At 42.0% G+C, this 12,766-nt stretch carries 17 protein-coding genes and 3 pseudogenes; 14 read left to right on the top strand and 6 right to left on the bottom strand.

What is annotated here, in order from left to right:
- Positions 1 to 134: 134 nt before the first annotated feature.
- A complete protein-coding gene (locus tag O9324_RS05360; RefSeq protein ID WP_288139645.1) occupies positions 135 to 260 on the top strand; it encodes a hypothetical protein in 126 nt (41 codons plus the stop codon).
- 72 nt (positions 261 to 332) lie between these two features.
- Here O9324_RS05360 and O9324_RS05355 read toward each other — a convergent pair whose 3' ends face one another.
- Together O9324_RS05355 and O9324_RS05350 are read right to left on the bottom strand one after the other, a co-directional pair.
- Complete coding sequence (locus O9324_RS05355) at positions 333 to 1,256, bottom strand: glycosyltransferase (protein ID WP_288139644.1); 924 nt, start codon at positions 1,254 to 1,256, stop codon at positions 333 to 335.
- 77 nt (positions 1,257 to 1,333) lie between these two features.
- Positions 1,334 to 1,441, bottom strand: a pseudogene (locus O9324_RS05350) (D-glycero-D-manno-heptose 1-phosphate guanosyltransferase); the annotation flags it as partial.
- On the opposite strand from O9324_RS05350, the gene O9324_RS05345 reads away from it, so the two are divergent.
- The 4 genes and pseudogenes from O9324_RS05345 (at position 1,404) to O9324_RS05330 (ending at position 3,356) form a co-directional block, all read left to right on the top strand.
- Positions 1,404 to 1,565: a hypothetical protein gene (locus O9324_RS05345; protein ID WP_199309343.1), complete on the top strand. Its 162-nt coding sequence runs from the start codon at positions 1,404 to 1,406 to the stop codon at positions 1,563 to 1,565. The pseudogene O9324_RS05350 and the gene O9324_RS05345 overlap by 38 nt on opposite strands.
- 28 nt (positions 1,566 to 1,593) lie before the next feature.
- Positions 1,594 to 1,740 carry a hypothetical protein gene (locus O9324_RS05340; RefSeq protein ID WP_155726695.1) on the top strand — a complete coding sequence of 49 codons (147 nt, stop codon included), beginning with the start codon at positions 1,594 to 1,596 and terminating at the stop codon, positions 1,738 to 1,740.
- Positions 1,741 to 1,945: 205 nt separating this feature from the next.
- Positions 1,946 to 2,171: pseudogene (locus tag O9324_RS05335) on the top strand (transposase); the annotation flags it as partial.
- 117 nt (positions 2,172 to 2,288) lie between these two features.
- Positions 2,289 to 3,356, top strand: a complete 1,068-nt coding sequence (locus O9324_RS05330; protein WP_288139643.1) for a hypothetical protein — start codon at positions 2,289 to 2,291, stop codon at positions 3,354 to 3,356.
- Here the strand turns inward: O9324_RS05330 and O9324_RS05325 are convergent.
- From O9324_RS05325 to O9324_RS05315, 3 genes are all read right to left on the bottom strand, one after another.
- Entirely contained in the window at positions 3,334 to 4,050 is a 717-nt protein-coding gene (locus O9324_RS05325) for a nucleotidyltransferase family protein (RefSeq protein WP_288139642.1), read from the bottom strand. The two genes, O9324_RS05330 and O9324_RS05325, sit on opposite strands and share 23 nt — an antisense overlap.
- Before the next feature lie 92 nt (positions 4,051 to 4,142).
- Positions 4,143 to 5,180: a GHMP family kinase ATP-binding protein gene (locus O9324_RS05320; protein ID WP_288139641.1), complete on the bottom strand. Its 1,038-nt coding sequence runs from the start codon at positions 5,178 to 5,180 to the stop codon at positions 4,143 to 4,145.
- 37 nt (positions 5,181 to 5,217) lie between these two features.
- Positions 5,218 to 5,853, bottom strand: coding sequence for a D-sedoheptulose-7-phosphate isomerase (locus O9324_RS05315; RefSeq protein WP_288139640.1), 636 nt, complete (start codon positions 5,851 to 5,853; stop codon positions 5,218 to 5,220).
- Positions 5,854 to 6,412: 559 nt separating this feature from the next.
- On the opposite strand from O9324_RS05315, the gene O9324_RS05310 reads away from it, so the two are divergent.
- From O9324_RS05310 to O9324_RS05270, 9 genes are all read left to right on the top strand, one after another.
- Complete coding sequence (locus O9324_RS05310; RefSeq protein WP_287627881.1) at positions 6,413 to 7,072, top strand: D-glycero-alpha-D-manno-heptose-1,7-bisphosphate 7-phosphatase; 660 nt, start codon at positions 6,413 to 6,415, stop codon at positions 7,070 to 7,072.
- The gene (locus O9324_RS05305) at positions 7,069 to 8,295 is read left to right on the top strand and encodes a glycosyltransferase family 4 protein (RefSeq protein ID WP_287627880.1); all 1,227 of its coding nucleotides are present in this window, start codon (positions 7,069 to 7,071) and stop codon (positions 8,293 to 8,295) included. Before O9324_RS05310 ends, O9324_RS05305 begins: the two co-directional genes overlap by 4 nt.
- Before the next feature lie 81 nt (positions 8,296 to 8,376).
- Positions 8,377 to 9,495: a glycosyltransferase family 4 protein gene (locus O9324_RS05300; RefSeq protein WP_288139639.1), complete on the top strand. Its 1,119-nt coding sequence runs from the start codon at positions 8,377 to 8,379 to the stop codon at positions 9,493 to 9,495.
- 215 nt (positions 9,496 to 9,710) lie between these two features.
- Positions 9,711 to 10,244 (top strand): hypothetical protein, encoded by a 534-nt coding sequence (locus O9324_RS05295; RefSeq protein WP_287627878.1) that lies wholly within the window; start codon positions 9,711 to 9,713, stop codon positions 10,242 to 10,244.
- Positions 10,245 to 10,440: 196 nt separating this feature from the next.
- Positions 10,441 to 10,596 carry a precorrin-6A/cobalt-precorrin-6A reductase gene (locus tag O9324_RS05290; RefSeq protein WP_002768780.1) on the top strand — a complete coding sequence of 52 codons (156 nt, stop codon included), beginning with the start codon at positions 10,441 to 10,443 and terminating at the stop codon, positions 10,594 to 10,596.
- A 51-nt stretch (positions 10,597 to 10,647) separates the two neighbouring features.
- On the top strand, positions 10,648 to 10,929 hold the full coding sequence (locus tag O9324_RS05285; protein ID WP_002768782.1) for a DUF2470 domain-containing protein: 282 nt from the start codon (positions 10,648 to 10,650) through the stop codon (positions 10,927 to 10,929).
- Between the two features lie 54 nt (positions 10,930 to 10,983).
- On the top strand, positions 10,984 to 11,196 hold the full coding sequence (locus O9324_RS05280; RefSeq protein ID WP_002768784.1) for a hypothetical protein: 213 nt from the start codon (positions 10,984 to 10,986) through the stop codon (positions 11,194 to 11,196).
- A complete protein-coding gene (locus O9324_RS05275; protein WP_288139638.1) occupies positions 11,193 to 11,546 on the top strand; it encodes an NINE protein in 354 nt (117 codons plus the stop codon). Before O9324_RS05280 ends, O9324_RS05275 begins: the two co-directional genes overlap by 4 nt.
- 6 nt (positions 11,547 to 11,552) lie before the next feature.
- Entirely contained in the window at positions 11,553 to 12,239 is a 687-nt protein-coding gene (locus O9324_RS05270; protein WP_288139637.1) for a helix-hairpin-helix domain-containing protein, read from the top strand.
- A 15-nt stretch (positions 12,240 to 12,254) separates the two neighbouring features.
- Here O9324_RS05270 and O9324_RS05265 read toward each other — a convergent pair.
- Positions 12,255 to 12,626, bottom strand: a pseudogene (locus O9324_RS05265) (SDR family NAD(P)-dependent oxidoreductase); the annotation flags it as partial.
- Positions 12,627 to 12,766: the final 140 nt, after the last annotated feature.

The raw sequence follows: 12,766 nt of genomic DNA, 5'->3' as shown, positions 1-12,766 counted from the left end.
TGTAGAGGAGTCTATTTATACTACCACTTACTTTGCTTCGGGATGAACCCGAGTCAGTCTGGGTCGCTGAATCCTTTATTGGGTAAGCTTTTCAACCTGTTTGACACTCTCTTACTCGAAAAAATGAGCGAACGGTGAGTTCTGAGCTTTACTTAATCAGACGTTTTCCCCAATACGGATATATGTGGAATCTCGTTATTCCCGACATCTTAAATGTGCCGCGAATCTTTATTCGTTCTCGCTTGGGTAAAGAGGTATAAAATATCAGTCTATCTGTCATATGTCAGGGAAGCAGGTATTAATACTTACTTCCTATTTTTTGGCTATCAACCTTAATTTAGCTTGTTAAATATTTGCCTAATTTTAATTTTCACACCGTTGTAAAATTCTTCAAAAAATAGATTCCAAAAGTAGCCATACTGAGGAAATTGTTTCACTAACAACATCTCCACCAACACTAACAATCGCACTGTTTTTAAGGAATAAGGCCTAACAATATATCTGATTTGACCAGGTTCGGGCATCCAATGACCAATACAAGCACCTGTTTTAAAAAATTTGGCTTGAATATATAGTCCGATTGCCCTATCTAATCCCCAAAGAGGCAACCAAGTTAAAAGTTCCGCCATTCTCGTGCCTTGGAACATTTCTGTGAGAGCTTCTTTAACTGCTGGACTTTTCCAAATTGTATTATTAAAAGGTTCCACATGACTTCCATGAATGTCTCTTCTCTTAGCGTAGGGCCAGAGAGCAACTTTTATATCAAAATGATTTTCTAGAGGGGCAATGGGAACTTCTACCAAATCCTGATAGGAATCCTCTCTTTTTCTTGCAATTCTAAGTTGCTCAAGAGAGGGCAATTGCTGCCAAGGTCTTTTAATTTTTTCTTCATCTAAGTAGTCTATTTTTTCTTTAAACAAACGCAGTATCCAACTCTGAGGAAATTTCTCAAAATATTCAAGAGTTAGAGATACAACATCCGGATGCACGAAGTCATCATCATCTAAAGCCAGTATATACTGACCGGTGGCGTTCATTAAACCAAAGGCTCTTTGAGGTGTTTCTCCTTTGTAGAGACTGTATAAAATTTTTACTCGTGGGTCAGCTATGAAGGCCGCAGTTGCGCCAGGAGGGTAAACTAAGATAAATTCTACGTTTCCCTGCACGGATAAAAGTTGTTGTAACCAATATCCGGAAAAATTTCCGATGGTCGGGCTAACAATAGATAATATCGGTTGATTGAAACTAGCAAGCATCTCTGGTGAATTTATTTAGAAATAATTTGACGATACAAACATAAATTTGCTGAACTTAGGTGACTACCAAGACTCTCTCAAAAGGATACTTTTGAGATGAGAGATGGTAATTCTTGTTGACTCTTATCATAATCTTGGGGGATGCCTATGTCAATAAAATATTCGTCAGAAATCAAGGCATACAACCGAGTCGGAATTGAGGATCGACCAGCGATTGCTGAAGAAAAAACTGAGATTGGTCATTGGGAAGGAGATACCATCATCGGGGGCAACCATCTCGGGGCGATCGCTACCTATCTATGTAGATAAAACCTCCAAGTTTTTAGTGGCACGAGTCATGAAGACTCAGACTACCGCCGAACTCAATCGCACCACTGAAGTGGCTTTTGCGGGCCTACCAGCCTCTCATCTCAAGACTTTCACCTTCGATAATGGCCAGGAGTTTAGTGGGTACGAGCAGGCGGCTGGCTTAGGGGTTGAATAGACATCTCCAAAAATTATAACCCAGTCACAGCTTGCTTTTGGTCTGCGTACTAACCGAATGGTTCGATGGCTGGAATGTATATCTATCGTTGCTAATTCAATTTCACTGAAAAAATATGCGGCAATTAAAATAATTTTTATTCGGGTAGATTCCTTAACTAGAAAGACTTTGGGTCTTGAGATAATATTAGGTTGAGGTCTAATGTTATTTTGCCAATCTTTATCATTCTTGGGAGCGAGGACTGAAAGAACACACCAACGATCTCATGCGGCAGTTTTTCCCGAAAGGGACAAATTTCTCTCATCATCAAACAAACTCAGGTAGACCAAGCGACGGACTTAATCAACCATCGACTGCGAAAAGCCCTTGACTATAGCACTCCGTCTGAGGTATTCTTTAGTCAGACAGGTACTCGTACACCTCAAACTTGAGTTAGCCCTTGTTTAGCTCGTCGCTACGGGCAAATGCTCAAACAGTCACTGACTCACAAAGTTTTTTGGTATCATGTTTACAAAAACATCTAGAATTTTGCTTTAGTGAAGGAATCTATGTTTGACACAACAAAGCCAATCAATCAAAAACAAATTATACAAATTGTTCCATTTATAAGTCATGATGGAGATTTCGGCTACCTTGCTTTAGCTGAAGCGATTAGCTCGGAAACTGGCATAGTAAGCCGCCTGATCGACTATCAATCTCTCAAGAACATGGACGATCCCAGTGTTTTGTCTTCATTGATAACTCCAGATTGTTTGGGGGTTCTCTTACATTATAACTTTAGACACTACGATGTTCCCGATTGGCTCTTGAGAGTATTACAAAATCTCACAAAAACTAGAGACTTTAAATTAATTATCCTAGTCCATGAGTTCAAGGCAACTTACACAAGAAAAGGGATAACTCTCCCCGCTTTCAGATTTTTACTAATTTCTTATCAAATCTTAAGATTAGCTGATTCAATCGTGACTACTACTTCCAGAATTAAAAATACAGTTTCACGACTGACTGGAAAAACTGAAGTTATTTGCTTACCAAGTTTTTCCACTGTGGGTGAACCTCAATGTATTCTTCCTCTCAAGGAACGCCCACCATACCTTATTGTTTTCGGTTCCAAGCACACTCGCCCCCTAGTCTATACAAAATTCAGTAAAAACCTCCTAAAAGCCTGTCGAGCTTTAGGCATTGAACGCATTTATGATGTTGGTTATCCCTGTGATTTGAGTACCACAGAAGGTCAATTCAAAGGAATAGAGATAATCCCTATGGGATTTCAGCCTCGCCAGGTTGTTAGTGAATTAATGTTAACTTCACGGGGGGGCTTTCTGGATTATAGCCGTTTTCCAAGAGATTTAGGCAAATCCAGTATCTTTGCTGCTTATGCCGCCCACGGTTTGGTTCCAGTTCTGACAGAGTATAATCCTTCTGAAGCGGATGGAGTAGAAAATAATAAACATTATTTAGTAGCTGATGAGAATCTGTCTAGTCTCGGTTTGAGTCAACTTCAGCAAATTGCTGACAACGCTCACAGATGGTATCAAGACCATAATTCAATCAAAGTCGCCAAGTTTTACGGTTCGTATTTTAATCCTGAGGTTAAACCTGATTTCGGAAATTAAAAAGTTCAGGTAATTCAATCTGACTTTTTTCGTAATCTTGGGGGATGCCTATGTCAATAAAATATTCGTCAGAAATAAAGCCATACATGGGAATTTTCTCGCTATAAACTTTGAGAAAGTCGTCCTCAAAAGAAAATTTTGATGGCAGATCAAAGCTGGATAATATGTTTTTCCATACACAATATATGCCGCCATTAATATAGCCCTTATCTTGATATTTTTTGGATTCAAACCCGATAATTTTTTGGTCATCGTCTAGCAGAACATTATTATAACGATCAAAGTCAGTTAGGGGCTTCAGAGCAACAGTTATCAGGGATTTCTTTTGATTATGTAAATTAATTAAGGCGGATAAATTGACATTGAATAAGGTATCGCCGTTGACAATTAATGCTTGTTCGGTTTCAATTTTATTTAGTGCCAACTGGATCGCTCCTCCAGTTCCCAAGGGTGTATCTTCTATCAGATAATTTAGCTCGTATTCCTTGTATTGATCGCCAAAATGATCGATAATTTTTTGATGTTCATAGCCCACAGAAACTAAAAATTTGTTGGTAATTTTTTGAGAGATTAGGTAATCTAATAGATATTCTAAAAAAGGCCTGTCGGCAACGGGAGCCATGGGTTTTGGTAAACTGTTGATCACCGATCGCAACCTAGTTCCTAACCCACCCGCCAGAATAATTACGTCCATAGATACACCTCAAAAATCTGAATTATTGCCAATCTTTTAAAAACTATTTTTAGGCTTATAGGGATAATCCTCCCCCGTCGATCCTTTGCTTGCTATAATGTCCATGCTTGGGTTCCGTATTTGGTAAAATGAAAATTAATCACTTGGCCTCCTGCTGCTTTCAAAGCTTTAGTTACTGCGATTTTCTTGGTAGGATCGACCATAAAGATAATAAAACCACCGCCACCGGCTCCCGATATTTTGCCTGAATAGGCCCCGGTTTCCCTCGCTACCCGATAAATGTGATCGATCTGTGGATTACTAATTAATTTGGATAATTTCTTTTTCGCTTCCCAAGAAGTTCTCAGAATTTCTGCTATCCCCATAAAATCTGATTTAAGCAGTGCTTCTTTAAAGAGAATTGCCTCTTTTTTGAGTTGATGGGTAGCGGCGATCGCCTGCTCATTTTTTTCTTGGACATTCTGAATTTGATCCTCAATTACTTGAGATGAGTAGCGAGAAATGCCTGTATAGTAGAGGATCAGAGAGACTTCTAATTCATTGATCACCCAATTTTTAATTCTCAAAGGATTAACTATGACTCGATCTTGTTCATAAAATTCCATAAAATTAAAACCGCCAAAAGTAGCAGCGTACTGATCCTGTTTGCCCCCCAACCAGCCGAGGTCAATTCGTTCGATCTCGTAGGCTAAATGGGCGATATCGTACTCGCCTAGGGGTAATTTTAACAGTTCCACAAAGGCTTTAACTATGGCCACGGCTAGGGTAGAAGAAGAACCCAATCCCGAACCAGCCGGCGCATCGGAAAAAGTGGTGATTTGCAGCGGCAAAGGTTGCCCTTGATTAAAGTCTTTAATCAAACGATTATAGACCGCTTTATGCAGATCTAGAACACCGTTATAGGGGAGAGGAAACTGAAGGGTTTCTATTTGTTGTTCTCCTCGATCGGCGGCAACAAAAATGACTTGCTTGTCAGTAATTTCCGTGATTGTACAGTAGGCATAGAGATCGATAGTAGCGTTAAGAACGTAACCCCCATAAAGACTACAGTAGGGCTCGACATCGGTGCCGCCACCACCTAAACCTAATCTTAAAGGAGCTTTGGTTCTGATTTTGGTTCTGATTATCATGGGTATGCTGTTTAGGTTGATTTTTTGCTAGGAGATTTTAGTTGGGAAAGATCGCTTCTTCGATCGCTAAACAAATAGTATGAAGAACAAAACCATGACACTCTTGAACCCGCGGGGTGCTGGCACTGGGAATCATCAAACAATAATCGGCTTTTTCCGCTAGGGCTAATCCCTTCGCCCCAGTTAAACCGATGCTAGTGAGACCTTTTGCTTGACAAACTTTGAGAGCTTGATGGATATTAGCGGAATTTCCCGAAGTGGAAATACCGATAAACACATCACCAGGGTTTCCTTCCGCTTCTATCTGGCGGCTAAAAATATATTCGTAACCATAATCGTTAGCGATTGCTGTTAAACTGGCGATATCGCTATTGAGGACGCGAACTGGTAAAGACTGTCTTTCTTTCAGAAATCGGCCGTGTAGCTCACCGCCAAAATGGATAGCATCGGCGGCACTGCCTCCATTACCGGCGACTAATACTTTGTGGTTGTTGCGATAAGCATTGATACATACTTGGCAAATCTCTTGGATTTTTTCTAGATATTTTGTCTCGGTTAGTAGTTTTTTCTTCAGGTTATAAGCTTCTTCCAATTCAGTCTTGATTAAAATTGACAGAGAGGGATCACTCTGGAAACTATCCAATTTTCTGTTTGATTTTTCCACCATTTGCATAGGTTTGATTTTCCAATTTTTATTAGTTGAATAAATTTAACTCTCAATCATTCTGTCATTACATTGAATAGTATCAAAAGACCAGAATCGCTCTCCATTAATTGGGGACAAAACCCCTAGCATGGTAGAATTGATCACGGGAATCGAGTCAAAAGAGTGATCTTTTGCCAGTTCCTCTGGGAATATACCACAAACGCCCCAACCTTAGCACAATTTGTTTTGTTTGTAAATAAACTTTTGATATATTCTGGCCGGGATGGAGGATTTCTGAGCGGGGGATTCCACCTTTGCCAGTCTTGGCCTTTTGTGTGGCTGGACAAAAATGTTAACAATTCCTGACAATACTGCTGATATAATCAAAAGCCTAAAGGCCTGACGGCGTATAATATGGCGTGATTGCTCTACCCTGACATCTAGATAGTAAAGAGAAGCAATTTAGCCGAGAAAACTAGCACAAATCGCGACAATCCCTCGAATTTTGTCTGTCTATCGGTTCAAGCTCTCGTCCTTGACAGAAGAACTGAGAATTCTAGTCCCTGACTCTAAAAAGTCCAACATAATGAATCCTTTCCCCGCAATTTCCGTCAATGACGACGATCTAAAATACCCATCTCCGCCACCTCCCGGCAATTCTGACCAGAAAAGCGAAGATAGAGCGAAAAAGAACAAAGCCTTATTTCTCGATCGAGATGGGGTAGTTATTGACTATATCCCCTACCTGAGCAAACCAGAACAGGTGAGCATTCCCGCCGGGGCAGCGGCTGCCTTAAAACAGTGGCAGGATGCCGGTTATCTGCTGATCATCATTACCAATCAATCGGGACTTGCTAGGGGCTATTTCACTTGGGACGATCTGGCGGCGATTCACGGGCGCATGATTGAGGAATACCGACAATCGGGCGTGCATTTTCACGATCTTGCCATTTGCCCGCACCATCCCGACGAAGGATGTCCCTGCCGCAAACCCTCCCCCTATCTGCTGCTGACAGCCGCCCAGCAGTACGGAATCGACTTAGCCGGCTCGTTGTTTATCGGCGATGCGCCCAGCGATCTAGAATGCGCCCTAGAAGCTGGTTGTCAACCCGTATTGCTCTTAACAGGACGGGGAAAAGTCACCCTTGGGGAGATCGAGAAATACCCAGTTGAGATTCCCGTATATAGCCAACTAAAGGAAACGGTAGAATTATTGTCAAAAACCGCTGCCGAGATAGAATTATGAGAATATTAGTCCTTTCTTGCCATAACTTTCCCTATCCACCTAGTCGCGGGGCAACCGAGGGTAGGACTTTTAACCTGATCAAATGTCTTCATCAAAACCACGATGTCACCCTGTTTGCCCGTCGGGTGGAGAATGTCACAGAAACTCAGATCGAAGAATTAAAAACCTTTACCAATCATCTTGTCTTATTTCCGCCCCAGGAAATTCCCGAACCAGGCAAGGGACTGACAAAACTAATCGGTAAAACAGGGCGCTTTCTGGAGGCAATAGTACAGATGACCCCTGCTAATGTTCTTAGTTATCGTTCGCCGCTCATTCAAGAGCGAATAGATGAATACGTCGAGCAGCAAAAATGTGATGTAATTATCTGCGCTCAGAGTATCAGCGAGATTTTTGTCCAGCCGGAATACCGTCAGCGAGTCAAAACAGTAGTAGATATTCACAGTTCCGTGTACGGTTGGACACGCAATCATTTAGATAGAGGAGCCTCCGCCTATCCGCTGCGGGATTTTCTCTATCTGCCCTTACTCTATCAGTACGAAAAACGTTACTGTGCCAAGTTTTCGCAATTAGTGGCTACTACCGATTACGATCGCGAACAATTATTAAAAATCCTCCCGGATGCACGGGTGGATATCGTGCCTAATGGCGTGGATTTAGCCCTGTTTCCCTATCGTCCTCGGGATCCCGGCGGTCATAATTTGGTCTTTGTCGGTGCCATGAGTTCCACCCATAATATCGATGCCGCCCGTTTTTTTGCTTTAGAAGTCCTGCCAGTCATTCAACAGCGATATCCCGATACCACTTTAACCCTAGTGGGGGCCAACCCAGCACCGGAAGTTCTCGAACTGGCCAAGTATCCCGGTGTGAGGGTGACGGGGACCGTTCCCTCGACAGTGGAATATTTACACCGAGGAACCGTTTGTGTGGTTCCCCTGCGGGTGGGATTGGGAATCAAGACCAAAACCCTAGAATCCATGGCCGCGGGGATTCCGATTGTCGCCAGCGATCGCGGTTTAGAGGGTTTAACGGTGGCAGCAGAGGGAATTCCCCCTAGGGCGCTGCGGGCTAATAGTGTTGCTGAGTACGTTACAGCGATCGCTAGGTTGTTCGATGATCCTTCTCTGCGAGAACAACTGTCCCATAATGGCCGGGCGATGGTGGAATCGGAGTACACCTGGGAGCGAGCGGGACAAAGGTACGAGGAAATTTTGCGGGACTAATATTGTTCTTAATCCCTGAATTTTACTCGATACTGTTGGAGAGTTTTACCGCCATAAAAATTGATTTTTTGGAGCCTAATCATGAAAGTTTTAATAGTAGGAAATTACGTCAACGATCGGCAGATCAGTATTAATCGTTTTGTCGGTTTAGTGGAGAAAGGACTCAGACAAAAAGGACACGAAATTCGGCGAGTGCAAGCACAGCCTATTTTCGGTCAACTGAAATCCTCTCCCCAGGGACTCGGCAAGTGGTTAGGGTACATCGATAAGTTAATTATTTTCCCGGTGCAGTTACGTCAGCAGCTGGATTGGGCTGATATCGTCTGCATTTGTGATCAGGCTTTATCCTATTTAACTCCCTACCTAAAAGATCGCAAGTATTTTGTCATCTGTCACGATCTGCTGGCCATTCGTTCCGCCCTAGGAGAAATTCCTGAAAATCCCACCAGTTGGACAGGAAAACAGTATCAGGCGATGATTTTGCGAGGATTCAAACAGGCTAAATATGTTGTCTGTTCTTCCGAAGCTACTCGTGCCGATGTTCTCCGTTTAACTAAAATTACCCCCGAACAAACGGAAGTGATCGAGGATTGCTTGAGTGAGGGATACGGTCCGATGACAAGAGCAGCGGCGGTAAATCTAGTGGCCAAATTTAACATTAATAGTGATTGTCCTTGGCTAATTCATGTCGGGGGCGACCAATGGTATAAAAATCGATTGGGATTGCTGAAAATATTCAAGAAGTTAATCACTTTCCCTGGTCTGGAAAATTGCCGATTGATCCTGATGGGAAAACTTTTGCTGCCGGATATGCGCGAATTTGTTAATCAGAATAACTTGTCCGCACAAGTAATCGAATTAGGAACCGTCTCCGATGATGATCTTCGCGCCTTTTATTGCCTAGCAACTGCTTTAATTTTTCCCTCCTTTCAGGAAGGATTCGGTGTTCCCGTTATTGAAGCTCAATCCTGTGGTTGTCCCGTCTTTACCTCCAATCGTCTCCCCATGACTGTTATCGCTGATGATGCAGCCGTTTACTTCGATCCCACCGAACACGAGGCCGCCGCTACTATTATTGCCTCAAATCTTCTCGCTCCCGATCGCCTGGAAGATTTGAGGCAAAAAGGTTTTATCAATGCCACTCGCTTTACTTACGAAAGAATGATCCAATCCTACCACCAGTTATTGCCAAAATTGTAGTCTACTGGAGTTTAGACTAACTCCCCCCAATCATAAGCTAAGACGCATTTAAACCGCTTATTCTTAGATTAATTGATACCTGCCATGCCCACGCCCAAATTATCTGGCAATTAGCGATTAATTAGGCTACTCTAACTAATATCCCCCCATTAGCCTCGATTTAGAACTGGCTTTTATCCGTCCCCACCTTATCATCGATTTTTTTCCAGAATCTTATGTCTGAAACTATCACTCCCGCCATTAGCGATCGCATCCGTAAACACAGGAACAAAGATCACGGTAATGCCGTGCTTTTCTACTTAGGTCTATCGGCGGTATTATTAAGCTTACATCTACCGGCAGCGGCGCAAAATTGTCGGCCACTTTCTTTATTAGGGGGTGAAGGTAGTGAAGTTACGAAAACCGTCTCACAACCCACTGTTCCAGGTCCTTTCGGTGTCACCATAACTCGTAATAATTGGAATACCGATTGGGCAGTTCCGGGGGGTAGAAGTTTTCAGAGGTTTATCGTTACGGTTTCTGTCCCCCGGGCTGCTTCCTTTGATATTCGGCTGTTTCTCAAGTATAGCGATCAAACTAACGAGGAATTTTTTAATACTAATGGAGTACGAATCGAACCCGATAAACCCTTAACAATTACTGCCACAGTACGGGCAAATGATCAACCTTTTCTAGTCAATCTTTTTGTCAATGGTATTCAGCATATCGGTAATACCTACACCGCTTCTGTTGTCGGTTGTGAACGATAAAATATATAGGGTGTACTGAAAAAAAGTTTTTCCCAGGGACAGGGTGTGGGGTTTTAATCTAAGAGGCATTTAAACCGCTTATCCGATTAGCTGAGTCTCTCCCCATCCCTTTACTGTTGCCTCTTGTCTCGTCTCAACAGGCAATTTAACTGCACGGGCAGCCCTGGATCTTACTCTTTGCCCCGATTGACCTTAAGTGGGACAATTAGAGCAATGCACAATTAAGGATTTTTGTCAAGAAAATAATATTAAACTTATCATTGATACCTGCCATCCCCAAGCTCAAATTATCTGGCAATTAGCGATTAATTACGCTACCCTAGCTAATATCCCCCCATTGGCCTCGATTTAGAACTGGCTTTTATCCGTCCCCACCTTATTATCGATTTTTTTCCAGAATATTATGTCTGAAACTATCACTCCCGCCATTAGCGATCGCATATGTAAACACATGAACAAGGATCACGGTGATGCCGTGCTTTTCTACGCTCAAGTTTACGGTAATATCACCGATGCAGAAACCGCTCAAATGCTCTCCATCGATCCCGAAGGCATGGATTTAGCCATAGAAAAATTAGGGGAGAGTCAAACAATTAGAATACCTTTTGCGCGCACCCTAGAATCAGCCAAGGATGCCCATAATATTCTCGTTGAGATGCTAAAAGTTAATCAAACCACCCCTTGACAAAGCTCGATTTTGCGACTATCACCGAAAAAGATCAACCTAGAGAATTAGCCCATGAATCAGGTTAATAGTACGGTAATAAAAATACCCAAGTCTGGCTGGCGCTTACTGCCTTTTTTAGTCTTGGGTGTGCTAGTTTTTGCCTTTAATTCCTCCCTAGAATTAAATTATCTAGTCAAGGGTTATATTACTCTCTTGGAATTACAGGCAGGCATCGTGGTTTTATACTTTCTTTTGGCTAAATTAGGGAAATCTCAAAAATTATGAGAAATAGAACTATAGCGGCTTTACTAGCCTTTTTTCTCGGTTATCTTGGCATCCATAAATTTTATCTAGGGGAGAATTTAGCAGGTATTCTCTATCTACTTTTCTTCTGGACTTTTATCCCCGGCATCATTGCTTTTTTTGAATTTATTGGTTTAATCATCATGTCAGATCAAGCTTTTGATGCTAAATACAATCCTAACTATCTCGCCAACAGTAGAGAGCGAGGACTGCCAGAATCAGGCCAGCAAAAAACCGCTACTTTACTCCAGCTTAAGAAACTTTATGATCAGGGAATTATTACTGCTGAAGAATACGAAGAAAAACGCAGAAAATATTTAGATTCTCTTTGAAAAAATATGTCTAATCTCTCTCCTCGCCCTCCCGAGTCTTCCGAGTGGATCTGGCTGTCCTTAGTCCCAGTTTTTGGTGGTCTTGCCATTGCTAATGCTGGCAAAAAAACTAATAATCAAAGTTGGTTATCCGTCGGCATTGCCTTGACAATTATCTCCCTTATTTTCCTTACACAAGAGTCTTTTATCGTAATTTGGTTTGCCCAAATCGGCCTAGGTTTATACATCCGTCAACAGCTTAATTCCCATCCAATAGCTTCGGGAAATAGAACCAATTCCAGACAGTCATTCTCTCCTATCGAAAAAATTGATATTAACAGCTGTTCCACCAACGATCTAGTTTATAAATTAGGGTTGCCGATTGTCTATGCCAATGATATCGTTTCTGTCCGTAACGAAGGACATATTTTTACCCATTTAGAAGAATTACACTTCCTAGCTGGTTTACCAGAAAATTATCTGAAAAAATTAGAACCTTTAGTTATCTTTGCCTACGATATTCGCCAAGAAGTTGACATTTCTTGGCGTTGTTTAAACTACTACTCCGTTGCGGAATTAGTTAATCTTGGTCTTGACTTTTCCGTGGCTGATAAAATTGTCGCTGAAAGGGAAAAAAACGGTGTCTATCGTTCGGCGATCGAAGTAAGAAACCGTACAGGTATTCCCTTAAAATCCTATCAGCAATTGCTCTAATTCGCTTTATTCTACTTATAGCTTAAATTGCTTTTCTATCAAAGACACGATCCAACTTCTGGGTAAAAAACGGGGCAGATTGACGATAATTTTATTAGCCAATTTACCGGCTACCACGTTGGGGCGTTTGTTTGCCAAGGCAGTTAAAGCCTCTTGTACCACCACTTCTGCCGAATCTAACCGGCCGTTTTTGCCCATAAAGGCACTGGGAAATCGGGCCACCTCAAAAAAATTAGATTCCGTCGGACCGGGGCAAAGAGCGAGGATTTCAACGCCTTTGTCTTTATTTTCTGCCCAGAGAGACTCACTAAAGCTGAGAACAAAAGCTTTGGTCGCTGCATAAACGGAAAGATAGGGCAGCGGTTGAAACCCGGCAATGGAAGCAACAGGCTCTTCGGGAATTGTTATGCAAATAATTAACTTAAAATAAAATTCGATGAGAGCAACTACGCTCAAAAGTAGCTGAAATTCATACAGGAAAGGACTTAAGGCATAAATAAGTTAATACCAAAAGATAGACAATTGAG

This window comes from Microcystis sp. LE19-84.1B (assembly GCF_027531875.1).
Lineage (GTDB): Bacteria > Cyanobacteriota > Cyanobacteriia > Cyanobacteriales > Microcystaceae > Microcystis > Microcystis panniformis.
Note: the sequence above shows the minus strand (reverse complement) of the source record. Positions and strands in the feature narration are given on the sequence as shown.